Annotated in this window: 14 protein-coding genes; 10 read left to right on the forward strand and 4 right to left on the reverse strand. The window is 64.6% G+C overall.

The features are described from left to right. Positions 1 to 188: 188 nt before the first annotated feature. A complete protein-coding gene (locus FJ953_RS14515) occupies positions 189 to 866 on the forward strand; it encodes a hypothetical protein (RefSeq protein ID WP_140494227.1) in 678 nt (225 codons plus the stop codon). Positions 867 to 909: 43 nt separating this feature from the next. Here FJ953_RS14515 and FJ953_RS14520 read toward each other — a convergent pair whose 3' ends face one another. Continuing rightward, a complete protein-coding gene (locus FJ953_RS14520) occupies positions 910 to 1,359 on the reverse strand; it encodes a nucleoside deaminase (RefSeq protein WP_140522168.1) in 450 nt (149 codons plus the stop codon). Between the two features lie 182 nt (positions 1,360 to 1,541). Here FJ953_RS14520 and FJ953_RS14525 point away from each other — a divergent pair, with 182 nt between their 5' ends. The 5 genes from FJ953_RS14525 to FJ953_RS14545 all read left to right on the forward strand — a co-directional run bounded on the left by FJ953_RS14525 (position 1,542) and on the right by FJ953_RS14545 (position 7,918). Beyond that, a complete protein-coding gene (locus FJ953_RS14525) occupies positions 1,542 to 3,599 on the forward strand; it encodes a pseudouridine synthase (RefSeq protein WP_140624604.1) in 2,058 nt (685 codons plus the stop codon). Then, positions 3,596 to 4,150, forward strand: coding sequence for a 16S rRNA (guanine(966)-N(2))-methyltransferase RsmD (gene rsmD / locus FJ953_RS14530; protein WP_140624605.1), 555 nt, complete (start codon positions 3,596 to 3,598; stop codon positions 4,148 to 4,150). The genes FJ953_RS14525 and rsmD overlap by 4 nt, the downstream gene beginning before the upstream one ends. A gap of 140 nt (positions 4,151 to 4,290) precedes the next feature. Continuing rightward, positions 4,291 to 5,673, forward strand: coding sequence for a pitrilysin family protein (locus FJ953_RS14535; RefSeq protein ID WP_140624606.1), 1,383 nt, complete (start codon positions 4,291 to 4,293; stop codon positions 5,671 to 5,673). A gap of 2 nt (positions 5,674 to 5,675) precedes the next feature. After that, on the forward strand, positions 5,676 to 7,052 hold the full coding sequence (locus tag FJ953_RS14540; RefSeq protein WP_181167395.1) for a pitrilysin family protein: 1,377 nt from the start codon (positions 5,676 to 5,678) through the stop codon (positions 7,050 to 7,052). Beyond that, positions 7,049 to 7,918, forward strand: a complete 870-nt coding sequence (locus FJ953_RS14545) for a patatin-like phospholipase family protein (protein ID WP_140494217.1) — start codon at positions 7,049 to 7,051, stop codon at positions 7,916 to 7,918. The genes FJ953_RS14540 and FJ953_RS14545 overlap by 4 nt, the downstream gene beginning before the upstream one ends. A gap of 97 nt (positions 7,919 to 8,015) precedes the next feature. Here FJ953_RS14545 and FJ953_RS14550 read toward each other — a convergent pair whose 3' ends face one another. Beyond that, positions 8,016 to 8,558 (reverse strand): dihydrofolate reductase family protein, encoded by a 543-nt coding sequence (locus FJ953_RS14550; protein ID WP_140624607.1) that lies wholly within the window; start codon positions 8,556 to 8,558, stop codon positions 8,016 to 8,018. A gap of 171 nt (positions 8,559 to 8,729) precedes the next feature. Here FJ953_RS14550 and FJ953_RS14555 point away from each other — a divergent pair, with 171 nt between their 5' ends. After that, complete coding sequence (locus FJ953_RS14555) at positions 8,730 to 9,629, forward strand: HNH endonuclease (RefSeq protein WP_140624608.1); 900 nt, start codon at positions 8,730 to 8,732, stop codon at positions 9,627 to 9,629. 37 nt (positions 9,630 to 9,666) lie between these two features. Here the strand turns inward: FJ953_RS14555 and efp are convergent, their stop codons facing one another. Beyond that, entirely contained in the window at positions 9,667 to 10,236 is a 570-nt protein-coding gene (gene efp, locus FJ953_RS14560; RefSeq protein ID WP_140494213.1) for an elongation factor P, read from the reverse strand. 123 nt (positions 10,237 to 10,359) lie between these two features. Between efp and epmA the strand changes: the two genes are divergently transcribed. Then, a complete protein-coding gene (gene epmA / locus FJ953_RS14565) occupies positions 10,360 to 11,406 on the forward strand; it encodes an EF-P lysine aminoacylase EpmA (RefSeq protein WP_140624609.1) in 1,047 nt (348 codons plus the stop codon). Between the two features lie 26 nt (positions 11,407 to 11,432). Here the strand turns inward: epmA and FJ953_RS14570 are convergent, their stop codons facing one another. Further along, the gene (locus FJ953_RS14570; RefSeq protein ID WP_140494209.1) at positions 11,433 to 11,849 is read right to left on the reverse strand and encodes a VOC family protein; all 417 of its coding nucleotides are present in this window, start codon (positions 11,847 to 11,849) and stop codon (positions 11,433 to 11,435) included. 157 nt (positions 11,850 to 12,006) lie between these two features. On the opposite strand from FJ953_RS14570, the gene FJ953_RS14575 reads away from it, so the two are divergent. Together FJ953_RS14575 and FJ953_RS14580 are read left to right on the forward strand one after the other, a co-directional pair. After that, on the forward strand, positions 12,007 to 13,350 hold the full coding sequence (locus FJ953_RS14575) for a TldD/PmbA family protein (protein WP_140494207.1): 1,344 nt from the start codon (positions 12,007 to 12,009) through the stop codon (positions 13,348 to 13,350). Continuing rightward, positions 13,337 to 14,140 (forward strand): 3'(2'),5'-bisphosphate nucleotidase CysQ, encoded by an 804-nt coding sequence (locus FJ953_RS14580; RefSeq protein WP_140624610.1) that lies wholly within the window; start codon positions 13,337 to 13,339, stop codon positions 14,138 to 14,140. Before FJ953_RS14575 ends, FJ953_RS14580 begins: the two co-directional genes overlap by 14 nt. Positions 14,141 to 14,213 lie beyond the last annotated feature (73 nt).

A 14,213-nucleotide genomic window follows, 5' to 3' on the forward strand; every position in this document is an offset into this window, starting at 1 on the left:
GTGCACAAATGCCACGCCGGTCGGTGCAAATCCGTCCGCGCGTTGCCCTTAACGAGTGGTTGAGGTAAACACGCGAAACTCCGGAAGACAAATTGTCGCCGGATTTTCGGCGCAAGTGCTTGGACGATGGGGACCGGACCTTGGGACCGGCGGCGATCGAGAGGCTGTCTAGAGTGGGACTTTTTGGCATGACCGAGAGATTTAACGCGCGCCTCGCGCTGTTGGCGCCGCTTGTCGCATCGGGGCTCGCTCTGTCCGGCTGTGTCGGTTCTCCGACCTACGGCACCGACAAGACCGCCGGCGAACAATTGGCCGGCGATCTCACGGGCGCTTTTTCGTTCGCGCCGAAGCGCAAGGAACACATCGATTACAAGCCGCGTCCCACCCTGGTGAAGCCCGCGCCTGGTCAGAAGGAAGCGCTGCCGGCGCCACAGGATAGCATCGAGACCGCAAGCGCCGAATGGCCAGAATCGCCCGAGCAGCGCCGTGCCCGCCTGCGCGCCGACGCCACCGCACACCAGGATGATCCGTCCTACCAGTCGCAGATCGTCGACGACGTGCAGACGGATCCCGCCTCGGTGAAGAAGGCGATGGAAGAATCCGGCTCGAGTCACCCGCCGCGTTGGACGCCTGCCGATTCCGACAAGGGCCGCGCCGCCGATATCCAGCGCCGCCTTGCCGAAAGCAAGCAGGGCGATCCGAATACCCGCAAATATCTGAGCGAACCGCCCCTTGCCTATCGCGTCGCATCCGGCACGGCGCCGCAAAACGAACTCGGCGAAGACGAGTACAAAAAGGAACGCCGCCTGAAGAGAGAGGCGGAAGGCAAGAAGGGTGGCTGGTTCGACTGGCTGCCGTCCCTGTAAAAAGCGGGGCGCATTTGCTTTGCTGACGGGTATCGCACCCCGTTCAGTCGCGGCGTTCCCGAAAGAAATCCTTCAGCAGCAGGGCCGATTCGGCCTCCGCGATGCCCGCATAGATGTCGGGCGTGTGATGGCAGGTCGGCGAAGCGAAGAAGCGCACGCCGTTGACCACCGCGCCGCCCTTTTCGTCCGCGGCGCCAAAGTAGAGCCGGCGCAACCTGGCGAAGGAGATGGCGCCGGCGCACATGGCGCAAGGCTCCAGCGTCACATAGAGATCGTGTCCGGTGAGCCGCTCGCTCGACAGCCTTCGGCAGGCTTCGCGGATGGCCAGCATCTCGGCATGGGCCGTCGGATCGGCAAGCTCCCGGGTGCGGTTGCCGGCACTGGCCACGACCGTGCCGGCGCTGGCGATGACGGCGCCGACCGGCACTTCGCCGCGCGAGGCTGCCGCTTGCGCCTCCTCCAGCGCCAGCGCCATGAAATCGGGCCGCTTCACGCGGGTTTCCATTCCGATTATCTCCTCGCCACTCGACGGTGATCCTGTTATTGAGCGCATAACCTCGAAAATCGGGTACGGTTTTCGGAAATGATCATGCGCCAAATCAAAAATGCTACAGCGTTCGTTGCGCGCCCGAAAGGATGCGCCACGCTGTAGCAGCGCAAACGGACAAAGGCCACATGGACGACAACGACAAGAAAACTCCGCGCCAGAAGGGTCCGGGCAAAAGCGGTCCGAAACCGGCGGGCGCGCGTGGGCGCGATGCCGGCAAAGGCGGCAAGCCAGCCTTCGGCGCCAAGAAACCGTTTGCCAAGCGTGGCGACGGCGGCAAGCCCTTCGAAAAGCACGAAGGGCCGCGCAAACCCTACGCGCCGCGCGGTGAGCGGCCGATGGCCGCCGATGGCGAACGGCCCCAGAAGCGTGAGTACAAGCCGCGCGAAGGCGGCGAAGGCGGGCGCCCGGAGCGGCCCTTCAACAAGGGTCCGCGTCCGCAAGGCAAGCCTTATGAAAACCGCGAAGGCCCGCGGAAGCCCTACGCACCGCGTGGCGAGCGTCCAATGGCCGCCGATGGCGAACGGCCACAGAAGCGTGAGTACAAGCCGCGCGAGGGCGGGGAAGGCGGGCGCTCGGAGCGGCCCTTCAACAAGGGTCCGCGTCCGCAAGGCAAGCCTTATGAAAACCGCGAAGGCCCGCGCAAGCCGTATGCACCGCGCGGCGAGCGGCCAATGGCGGCTGAAGGTGCGACGGGTGAAAGACGCTTCGATCGTCCTAAGCGTGATTTTGCCGATCGGCCCAAGCCCGACTTCTCTGACCGTCCGAAGCGCGATTTCGCAGACCGTCCGAAGCGCGATTTCGCTGCCGACCGGCCGCAAGGCGGTTTCAAGTCCCGTCCGCGTCCTGCGGAGGCGCCCGAGGAAGCCGGCGAGCGGATCGCCAAGCGGCTGGCTCGCGCCGGGCTTGCCTCGCGCCGCGACGCCGAGGAGTTGATCGCGGCCGGCCGCGTCAAGGTCAACGGCCGGGTTCTGTCTTCGCCGGCTTTCAATGTGATGCCGGGCGACATCATCCATCTCGACGGCATGGAGATCCCGCCGATCGAGCGCACTCGGCTGTTCCTGTTCCACAAGCCTGCCGGTGTCGTGACCACCAACCGCGACCCCGAGGGCCGCAAGACCGTCTTCGACGTGCTGCCGGCTGAATTGCCCCGGCTGATGACCATCGGCCGGCTCGACATCAACACCGAAGGCCTGCTGCTGCTGACCAATGATGGCGGCCTGTCTCGCGTGCTCGAACTGCCGGCCACCGGCTGGCTGCGCCGTTACCGGGTGCGCGTCCATGGCAAGGTCGAGGAAAGTGCGCTTGCGGGTTTGCGCGAAGGCATTGCCGTGGACGGCGTCTTCTATGGCGCCATCGAGGCGAGCCTCGATCGCGAGCAAGGCTCGAACGCCTGGCTGACGATCGGCTTGCGCGAGGGCAAAAACCGCGAGGTCAAGAACATTCTCGGCGCGCTCGGCCTCGACGTGACGCGGCTGATCCGCATCTCCTACGGCCCGTTCCAGCTCGACGAGCTCCCCGAAGGCCATGTGCTGGAGATCAAGGGCAAGGTGTTGCGCGATCAGCTCGGCGAACGCCTGATAGAGGAATCCGGTGCCAATTTCGATGCCGAGATAACAAAGCCGTTTTCCAACTTGCCGGTGCGGCGGTTCGAGCCGCGGCGTGAGGAGGCCGAGCGGCCGAGATTTTCGCGCGAGGGTGACCACCGGCCGATCGGCGAGGGCGGCCTGATCAAGAACCGCAAGCGCCGCGAAGGCAGCCGTGACGAGGCGCTGGGCAAACTGTCGACCAGCCCCGACAGAGGCGCGAGGCCGGAAAAAAGCTTTGGCGACCGCGGCCCGAGACCCGAACGCGGTAGCTTCGGCGACAAGCCGCGCGGTGGTTTTGGCGGCAAACCGGGCGGCAAGAAATCCGAGCGCGAGCAGCGGCCGATCGAGCCGCCCGGCCAGCGCAAGGCCAATGTCTGGATGGCGCCGGGCGCGCGCCCAATCGGCAAGGGCAGGGCGGAGGCGGATGCTGCCAAAGCCGCTGAGGCCAAGGCCCGTAAGGCGTCTTTCAAGCCGGCCTATGGCAAGCCCGGCGGCAAGCCGGGCGGCCCCAAGCCGTTCGGCAAGCCGCGTGGCGAACGTCCGGGCGGCGGCGGCGAGCGGCCGCGCGGCGGTTTCAAGGGTCCAAGGGCGAAATGAGGATCGTCGGCGGCGAGTTTCGCGGGCGCCCGCTGGCGACGCCCCGCGGCAGCGCCATCCGCCCCACCACTGACCGCACCCGCGAGGCTGTTTTCAATGTGCTGGCGCATCGCTTTGCCGATCGGTTGCAGGGCGCGCGCGTGCTCGACCTGTTCGCAGGCACGGGCGCTCTCGGGCTCGAGGCGCTGTCGCGCGGCGCGTCCTATGGCGTCTTCATCGAGGAGTCGGCCGAAGGCCGCGGCCTGATCCGCGACAATGTCGAGGCCTTCGGCCTGACCGGCCGCACCAAGATATTCCGGCGCGATGCGACGGCTCTGGGCGAGGCCGGCACGCTGGCGCCGTTCGACCTCGTTTTCGCCGATCCACCTTACGGCAAGGGTCTTGGCGAACGCGCGCTGAGGTCGGCCAAGCAAGGCGGCTGGCTGCGTCCCGGCGCGCTGTGCGTGGTCGAGGAGGCAGCGGCGGCGCCTTTCGAGCCGGGACCGGGATTTTCAGTTGTCGACGAGCGCCACTATGGCGAGACGCTGATCCGGCTTGTCGAGGCCGCCTGAGTTAAGCTTCATTTGCGGGCGAAGATGGAATGCGAGCCCTCTTCCCAGGGGAGCAGGTCGTGCCATGCCAGTAATCAACAATTCACTTTCACAACATCGGCTCGCCGCCTATCGTCCGTCATGAGAAACCGGAGCCATTGATGACATTTCAGGCTGAATGGCTGCGCAAGACGCTCTTGGCCACATCGCTGGCTTTGGTCATTGCCGGACTGGCCCCGGCGACCTTCGCCGCCGACAAGCGGCCGGCCGAGTTCAAGGTAACGGATTTTCTGCTCGACAATGGCATGGAAGTGGTCGTCATTCCCGACCATCGCTCACCGATCGTCACCCATATGGTGTGGTATAAGGTGGGCAGCGCCGACGAGCCGCCAGGCAAATCCGGCATCGCCCATTTCTTCGAGCATCTGATGTTCAAGGCGACGGCCAATCGCGCCGCCGGCGAGTTCGACCGCGCCGTCTCCGACATAGGCGGCTCCAACAATGCCTTCACCTCCTACGACTACACCGCCTTCCACGAGACGGTGGCGCCGTCGGCGCTCGAGCTGATGATGAGCTTCGAGGCCGACCGCATGCGCAACCTCATCCTCACCGACGATGTCATCAAGACCGAGCGCGACGTCATCCTGGAGGAGCGCCGTTCGCGCATCGACAACAGTCCCGAGGCGGTGCTCGAAGAGGAACTCGACGCCACGCTGTGGCAGAACCAGCCCTACCGAATTCCGGTCATTGGCTGGATGCAGGAGATGGAGCAGTTGAACCGCACCGACGCCATCGCCTTCTACAACAAATACTACCAGCCCAACAACGCGGTGCTGATCGTGGCCGGTGACGTCGAGCCCGACACGGTCAAGGCTCTGGCCGAGAAAACCTACGGCAAGATCGCGCGCGGGCCCGACCTGCCGCCGCGCGTCCGCCCGGTCGAGCCGGAGCAGAACACCAGGCGCACGGTGACGCTGTCCGACGCCCGCGTCAGCGTGCCGAATTTCTCCACCCAATGGGTGGTGCCGTCCTACCACACGGCCAAGCCCGGCGAAGCCGAGGCGCTCGACCTGCTGGCGGAAATACTGGGCGGCGGCAACCGCAGCCGGCTGTATCAGGCGCTGGTGGTCAGGCAAGGCATCGCTTCCAACGCCGGGGCCTATTTCCAGGGCACCATGCTGGACGACACCAACTTCACCGTCTATGGCACGCCGCGCGGCGACGCCAGGCTCGTCGATGTCGAGGCGGCCGTCGACGCGGAGGTCGTGCGCATCGCCAGGGAAGGCGTCACCGTCAAGGAGCTGGACAAGGCCAAGGACCGCTATGTCCGCTCGATGGTTTTCGCCCGCGACAAACAGGATTCGATGGCCAATATCTATGGCGCCGAGCTTGCCACCGGCGGCAATGTGCAGGACATCGAGCAATGGCCGGAGCGCATCCGCAACATCACTCCCGGCGAGATCAAGGCCGTCGCCGCGCGCTATCTGGTGCTGGCCCGGTCGACGACCGGCTATCTCTTGCCGCAGCAACAGGCGGGGAATTGATGATGAAGAGCGAGCAACACGGCTCTTTCCCGTCTCCCAAACGGGGAGAAGGGAGGGCACGCGCAGCGCTTGTCACTTTGCTCCTTTCCATCTTCTTCCTGGTCCTGCCGGCGCTTGCCGCCCGCGCCATGGACATCCAGCAGGTCACCTCGCCCAAGGGCGTCACCGCCTGGCTGGTCGAAGACTATTCGGTGCCGATGGTGGCCATCCGTTTCGTCTTTGGGGGCGGCTCGACGCAGGATCCGCCGGGCAAGGAAGGGCTGGCCAATCTGATGACCGGTCTGTTCGACGAAGGCGCAGGCCCTCTGGACAGCGACGCCTTCCAGGTGAAGCTCGACGACGCCGGCGCCGAGATGAGCTTCGAGGAGACCCGCGACGGCATCTACGGTTCCATGCGCATGTTGGCCGAGCAGCGCGACGAGGCGTTCGACCTGCTGCGGCTGGCGGTCAACGAGCCGCGTTTCGACCAGGCGCCGATCGATCGCATCGGCGCTCAGATCCTGTCCGGCATCATCGCCGGAGAGAACGACCCCGACACGATCGCGCAGGACAGATGGGCGCGCGCGCTCTATGGCGATCATCCTTATTCGCGCTCCGATCAGGGCACCAGGCAGAGCATCGCCGCCATCACGCGGGACGATCTGAAGGCGCTGCACAAGGCGGTCTTCGCGCGGAGCGGGCTGCATGTCGCGGTGGTCGGCGCCATCGACCCGGAAACGCTGAAGAAGAAACTGGACATGGTGTTCGGCGGGCTGCCGCAGAACCAGGCGCTCGCGCCGGTTGCCGACGTCGAGCCGAATCTGGCGCGGCATATCGAGGTCGACTACGACCTGCCGCAGACCTCGCTTCAGCTTGCCTGGCCTGGCGTGAAGCGCAAGGCGGCGGATTTCTTCCCTGCGGTTCTGATGAACGAGATTCTCGGCGGCGGCACCTTCACCTCGCGCCTGTTCCAGGAGGTGCGCGAGAAGCGCGGGCTGGCCTACAGCGTCAATTCCTCGCTGATCAACCAGGACCATGCCGACGCGCTGATCGTCACCACCGGCACACGATCGGACCGGGCCGCCGAAACCCTTGGCATCGTGCGGGACGTGGTCAAGCGGCTTGCCGAGGACGGCCCGACCGACGCGGAACTGGCGGCGACCAAGAAATACATGATCGGCGCCTACGCCATCAACAACCTGGATTCCTCCAGCGCCATCGCCGCGACCCTGGTCGAGCTGCAGCTCGACGACCTCGGCGTCGATTACATTCAGCGCCGCACCGGCCTCATCAACGCGGTGACACTCGACCAGGTCAAGGCCGCGGCGAAGAAGCTTTTGTCGGCCGAGCCGACCATCATGGTCGTCGGACCGCCCTTGGCCGGAGCCAATAAGGGATGAGCCTCACCTTCGGCATCGCCTTTGGCGGCGGCGGCGCGCGCGGTCTGGCGCACATCCATGTCATCGAGGCGCTGGACGAACTGGGCATCAGGCCGGTCGCAATCGCCGGCTCGTCGATCGGCGCCATCATGGGCGCCGGCATGGCCTCCGGCATGACCGGCAAGGACATCCACGATTATGCCCGCTCGATCCTCGGCCGTCGCGCCGAGGTGGCGAGCCGCATGTGGCGGGCGCGGCCCGGCACCATCGCCGAGGCCATGCAGGCCGGCATCCGCGTCAGCCAGTTCAATGTCGAACGCATCCTCAAGGCATTCCTGCCCGAAGCCATTCCCGAAACCTTCGCCGAGCTGAAAATCCCGCTGAAGGTGACGGCGACGGACTATTTCGGCCACAAGCTGGCCGTGTTCGCCGAAGGCGACCTGCATTCGGCGCTCGCGGCGTCAGCGGCCATTCCTGCCGTGTTCCGCCCGGTGATGCGCGACGGCCGGCTGCTGATCGATGGCGGCATCTACAACCCCGTGCCCTTCGACCTTATCGAGGATGATGCCGACATCATCATCGGCGTCGACGTGGTCGGCGCGCCGGAAGAGGCCGACCACAGGCGGCCGACCTCCGTCGACCTGATGTTCGGCGCCACTCAATTGATGATGCAGTCGATCATCGCCAACAAGCTGAAGCAGTGCCAGCCCGACATCCTGATCCGCCCGGCGGTGTCCAAATACCGCGTGCTCGACTTCCTCAAGATCGAGGTCCTGATGACCGAGACGGCGGATATCAAGGACCAGCTGAAGCGCGAGGTGGAGAGGGTTGTGGAGGCTAGGGAAAGTGCTGCTGTCGAGCAAAGACGGGGAAAGCAGACCGGGTGACGCGAGGTCCACACGTTGCCTCACGTCACCGCTATAGTTTTGATCCCGAAAGCCAGGCGCCCTCCAGTCCTCTCTGGAAGAAGGGCACTCTAACCGATTACGATTTCGCCAGCACCGGCGCATACTCCAGCGCCACCACCCCATTGCTGAATGGCTTGGCGGAAATCAACTCAAGCGACACCGGATCGCCGGCCGGAAACAGCTTTTTGCCTTGGCCAACGGTGCCGGGGTAGCTCAGCAGCCTGACGCGGTCGACCAGACCATGGCGCAACAGTTCCTGTGCGACGCTGAGGCTGCCATGCACATAGATGTTGCCGCCGCTACCTAGCTTCAGTGTCCTGACCGCCTCCGGCAGCGGCCCCCTGAGCAGCTCGGCCGGTTTCCAGTCGAGCACCTTCAAACTGCTGGACGCGACGTATTTCGGCAGCGCGTTGAACCGGTCGGCGAAGTCTCCGGTTTCGCTCGGCCACGAGCCGGCGAAAATCTCGTAGGTTGTGCGTCCCAAAAGCATGGCGCCGCTGTCAGCCAGCTCGTCCTCCTTGAACCTGTTCATCTCGTCGTTCCAGGTCACGCCAGGCAGTTTCTCGACTTCGGCGATGCCATCGACGCTGATGAATTCGGTGACGATAAGCTTTCTCATTGGCGTTCTCCTTCTTCACCCAAAGGACGAACTGCGCGAGCCATTTGCGACAGCTCTGTAAAAATCCGGGGAAGTTTATCGGAGAGGGGAGTTTCTCAAGGTAGAGTAAGCTCCCAAGATCGAGTTTTGGTGCTACATCTCCACGGGTATCCCCCAAGCTGCAGGAAGATAATGGGATTCGGGGTCTTCATTCACCGGTCAGATTCGATCTACGATGACAGTCCCGCTGAGCGATATCAGTTTCCTAGCCAGTATCTGCGTCGTGTGGAAGCATGCGTCGGTGACTGGATCATCTACTACGAACCTAGCAAAGTAGACGATACCCGTGGCTATTTCGCCGTAGCCAAGGTCCAGCAGGTTCTCCCAGATCCAGTAGCGCTTGGTATGTATCTGGCTCTGATTGAGCCGGGAACCTACCTCGATTTGGCCACTCCTGTTCCCTTCAATGGGACGGATGGTCTCGTTGAACGCGGCCTGCTTAACGACCAAGGAAGGATTTCTGGTCGCGCCCAATCGGCCGTCCGACCAATCAGTCCAAGCGACTTCAATCGCATTATCGATCTGGGCTTTGACGACCATGAGCCGTTGCTGCCACGTGTGGATCAGATCGGCATTTCATCCGGGTTTCAGGACGAAAAGGCTCCATTCCAGTTCGAGGAGGGCCGTAGTCGTGTAAGCTATATCGGATCGCGAATTGTGCGGGATCGCATTTTTCGTCGCGTTGTCTTGCGCGCCTATGACGAGCGTTGCGCGATCTCAGGTCTCAAGTTGATAAATGGCGGCGGCCGGGCGGAAGTTTCTGCCGCCCACATTCGACCGGTTGAAAAGAACGGACCCGACATCGTCAACAATGGCATCGCGCTATCCGGCACAGCGCATTGGATGTTCGATCGCGGATTGATCAGCCTGTCCGATGATCTGGAAATACTGGTATCAAGGCAGGTTAACGACCTGGAGAGTGTGCAGGGATTCATAAACAGGAGCCGCCGCGCGCTTCCACCCCGTCGGCAGGTCGAGCGCCCACATCCTCGCTTCCTGCAATGGCATCGCGAACACTGTTTCAAACAGTGAGGCGGCGCTGGCTTCCGGGTAGACGTAAGAGTTCGCCTCAGTCCTTCGCGCGCTCCACATAGGACCCATCGGCCGTCATCACCACCACGCGGGTGCCTGGCGCGATATGCGGCGGCACGGCGGTGCGCACGCCGTTGGAGAGCAGGGCGGGCTTGTAGGAAGAGGACGCCGTCTGGCCCTTGGTCGTGGGCTCGGTCTCGACCACTTCGAAGGTGGCCCGCTGCGGCAGCACCAGGGAGATGGCGATGCCGTTGAACTGCGAGACCTGAACCGGCATGCCTTCCTGCAAATAGGGGGCGGCATCGCCGACGACGGCTTCCGACACCGCCACCTGGTCGTAGGTCTCGGGGTTCATGAAGTGATAGCCTTCGCCGTCGGCGTAGAGGAAGGTGTGCTCGCGCTCCTCGACATAGGCGCGCTCCACCTGTTCGGTGGTGCGGTAGCGTTCCGAAACCTTCACCCCGTCGCCGATGCGGCGCATGTCGAGCTGCGTCACGGGCGTGCCCTTGCCTGGGTGGATGTTTTCGGCAAAGAGGATCACATAAAGCTTGCCGTCCTTGTCGACGACATTGCCTTTGCGGAGCGAACTGGCGATGACTTTCACCACGGTTTTTTATCCTGCGAGAGTTGACGGGCGTTTGCCGGCTTGCGCGGCGCTGGATGGGGGCCTAGCGCATCTCGGCGCGAACCGCCAGCCCCCAACGCGAACCAGCGCGCCTTCAAACCGCCCATGACCGCCGCTTCGCCCTGGTGGACGCCGCATGTGCATGCCGATCGCCGTTCGCGCCTGATGCTGCGCAACGGCCTTGCCGCCGCCTTGCGCGACTGGTTCGCCCGTCGCGATTTCATCGAGGTGCAGGCATCGGCCCTGCAGATATCGCCCGGCAACGAGGCGCATCTGGCGGCCTTCGCAACCGAGGCGGTCGCGCCGGACGGGCAGCGCAAGCCGCTCTATCTGCACACGTCGCCGGAATTCGCCTGCAAGAAGCTGCTCGCTGCCGGCGAGACCAGGATCTTCAGCTTCGGCCCGGTCTATCGCAACCGCGAGCGTGGCCCTTTGCACCATCCCGAATTCACCATGCTCGAATGGTACAGGGTCGGCGAAGCCTATGAGAGCCTGATGCGGGATTGCGCGGATCTGCTGGCGCTGGCCGCGACAAGGGCAGGGGCCACGCGCTTCAGCTTTCGCGGCCGCGACTGCGATCCTTTCGCGGAGCCGGAGCGGCTGACGGTGGCGGACGCCTTCGCGCGCCATGCCGGGATCGATCTGCTTGCGACGGTCAGCGCCGACGGCATCACCGACCGCGATTCGCTCCATCAGGCCCTGATCGGTGCCGGCCTGCGTACCGCGCCCGACGACGGCTGGGCCGACCTGTTCAGCCGGGTGATGGTGGAGAAGATCGAGCCCAATCTCGGTATCGGCCGCGCGACCATCCTTTGCGAGTACCCGGTCGCCGAGGCGGCTCTGGCGCGACCGAGCCCACGCGACCCCCGCGTCGCCGAGCGCTTCGAGCTCTATTGCTGCGGCGTCGAACTTGCCAACGGCTTCGGCGAGTTGACGGACGCCGAGGAGCAGCGCCGGCGCTTCATCATGGAAATGGACGAGAAAGAGCGCGTCTATGGCGAGCGCTATCCGCTGGACGAGGATTTTCTCGCGGCACTCGCGGTCATGCCACAGGCCAGCGGCATCGCGCTCGGCTTCGACAGGCTGGCGATGCTGGCCACGGGCGCGCAAAAAATCGAGGATGTGATCTGGACGCCTGTTGCCGGGTCCTGAGTCCGCGCGCCACGGCTTGCACCATGTCAATGCGCGAAAATCTGCTCCAGCGAACGAAAGCCCTTGAATTCCAGCGCGTTGCCCGAGGGATCGCGGATGAACAGCGTCGCCTGTTCGCCGGGCTCTCCCTTGAAGCGGATCATCGGCCGCTCCAGCCAGTCTATGTCGGCGCGTGCTTCCAGCCGCGCGGCAAGCCGCTGCCAGTCATCCATCAAAAGCACGGCGCCGAAATGCGGGATCGGCACCGCCATGCCGTCGACCTTGCCGTCGCTGGCAGCCGGCGCGGCCGGTGGCCGCAGATGCGCCGACATCTGGTGGCCGAACAGGTCGAAATCGACCCAGGTCTCCGAAGAGCGGCCGATGGCGCAACCCAGCACCTCGCCATAGAAAGCGCGTGTTTCATCGAGATCACGGACCGGGAAGGCAAGATGGAAAGGCGTCATTGGAAATGCTCCGTGCTGGCGATGCGGTGCCGCGCTTCGCGATGGGCGGCTGAACCGATGCATTTTGATTGAAGCTTGTGCCATTGCACAAGCCGGACCGGAACAATAGATGGGGGACGGCGGCTCTCGGGCCAGCCGCAACAGCAGGATCACGCGCATGAGCGATATATCGGACGCATCAAGATTGACCGACCGCGTCGCGGCCCTGGTCGAGGCTGCCAAAAAAGCTGGCGCCGATGCCGCGGATGCCGTCGCGGTGCGTGGCCGCTCGACCGGTGTGTCGGTGCGGCTGGGCAAGGTCGAAAACACCGAGGCCTCGGAAGGCGACGACGTTTCGCTGCGTGTCTTTGTCGGCCAGCGGGTGGCAAGTGTTTCCGCGACTGCCGCGTCCGATCCGAAGGCGCTTGCCGAACGTGCCGTCGCCATGGCCAGGGTCTCTCCCGAAGATCCCAACCAGGGCCTCGCGGATCCGGCGCTGCTGGCCAGGCAGACGCGCGATCTCGACCTATTCGATGCAACAGAAGTATCGGCCGACCAGTTGAAGGAAGCGGCACTGGCCGCGGAAGCGGCGGCTCTGGCCGTCAAAGGCGTGACCAATTCGGCGGGCAGCAATGCCAGCGCCGGGCTCGGAGGGCTGGTATTGGCCACCTCGCACGGCTTCCTCGGCCATTATGTCGCCTCGCGCTTCTCGCGCTCCACGAGCGTCATCGCCGGCGAGGGTACCGGCATGGAGCGCGATTATGAATTCTCCTCGCGCCAGCATTTTGCCGACCTGGATGCGCCGGAAGACATAGGCCGCAAGGCCGGGGAACGCGCCGTGCGCCGGCTCGGCGCGCGCAAGGCCGCGACCGGACCGGTCGACGTGGTGTTCGATCCGCGCGTGGCGCGCGGCATTGCCGGCCATCTCGCGGGCGCCATCAACGGCGCTGCCGTCGCGCGCAAGACGTCGTTCCTGCGCGACATGATGGGCAAAAAGGTGGCTGCATCGGCCATTACCGTCACCGACGAGCCGCTGAGGCGGCGCGGCCAGGCCTCGCGTCCGTTCGACGGCGAAGGCGTCGAAGGCGACAAGCTTTTGATGATCGAGAACGGTGTGCTCAACCACTGGTTCCTGTCGACCTCGGCGGCGCGGGAACTGGGTCTCGTTACCAATGGACGCGGTTCGCGCAGCGGCTCGTCCGTCTCGCCGTCTTCGACCAATCTTGCCATCGAGCCGGGCGAGCGCTCGCCGGAAGAACTGATCGCCTCGCTCAAGACGGGCTTCTACGTCACCGAGGTGTTCGGGCAAGGTGTCGACATGGTGACCGGCGAATACAGCCGCGGCGCTTCCGGGTTCTGGATCGACAACGGCCAGCTTGCCTACCCCGTCGCCGAAGTCACGATCGCCTCCAACCTGAAGACGATGTTCCTCAACATGGTGCCGGCAAGCGATCTCGATCGCAATTTCGGCACCGCCGCCCCCACGTTGCTGATCGAAGGCATGACCCTTGCCGGAGCATGATCTGACCACGACTGGCGCCACGGAGGATCTGCCGCTGCTGCGCGACGCTGCCCGCGAGGCCGGCGTCATCGCCATGCGTTACTTCGGGAACAGCCCGCAGGTCTGGATGAAGGGCGGGACCTCGCCGGTCAGTGAGGCCGATCACGCCGCCGATGCGTATTTGCGCCAGACCCTGCTTGCGGCGCGGCCGGATTATGGCTGGCTGTCCGAGGAGACGGTCGACGATCCAGTGCGGCTTTCGGCGCGCCGAACCTTTGTCGTCGATCCGATCGACGGCACCCGCGGCTTCCTGGAAGGCCAGCGCACTTGGTGTGTCAGCGTCGCCGTCGTGGAGCATGGCCGTTCGCTTGCCGGCGTGCTCGAGTGTCCGGCGCTTAACGAGACTTACTGGGCGCTGCCTGGCCAGGGCGCCTTCCGTAACGGCAGGCGCATCGCGGTGCGCCAGCCCGGCGACAAGGCCGAAATTTCCGGATTGAAGCAGTTGCTCGACAGGATACCGGCCGGCTGGCAGGAACGGCTGAAGCGGGCGCCCTACAGCCCTTCGCTTGCCTATCGCCTGGCAATGATCGCCAACGGCACGCTCGATGCCACTTTCGTAAAGCCGAACGCGCACGACTGGGATATCGCCGCCGCCGACCTTATCCTGCGCGAGGCGGGCGGCCAGTTGCTCGACCTGCATGGCCGCGCGCCGCTCTATGCCGGCGAGGTGACCCGCCACGGCGCGCTCGCCGCCGGCAGCGGTGAACTGCTGGCGGTGCTCGTGGGCGTCATTGCCGGACTGGATGATTGAAAGCATTATCGAAGGTTCCAAAGTCGGCGGCTTTGGTCTAGACCTGTCACAAACTCACAATATGTGAAGGACC

The sequence above is a fragment of the Mesorhizobium sp. B2-3-6 genome, assembly GCF_006442305.1.
Lineage (GTDB): Bacteria > Pseudomonadota > Alphaproteobacteria > Rhizobiales > Rhizobiaceae > Mesorhizobium.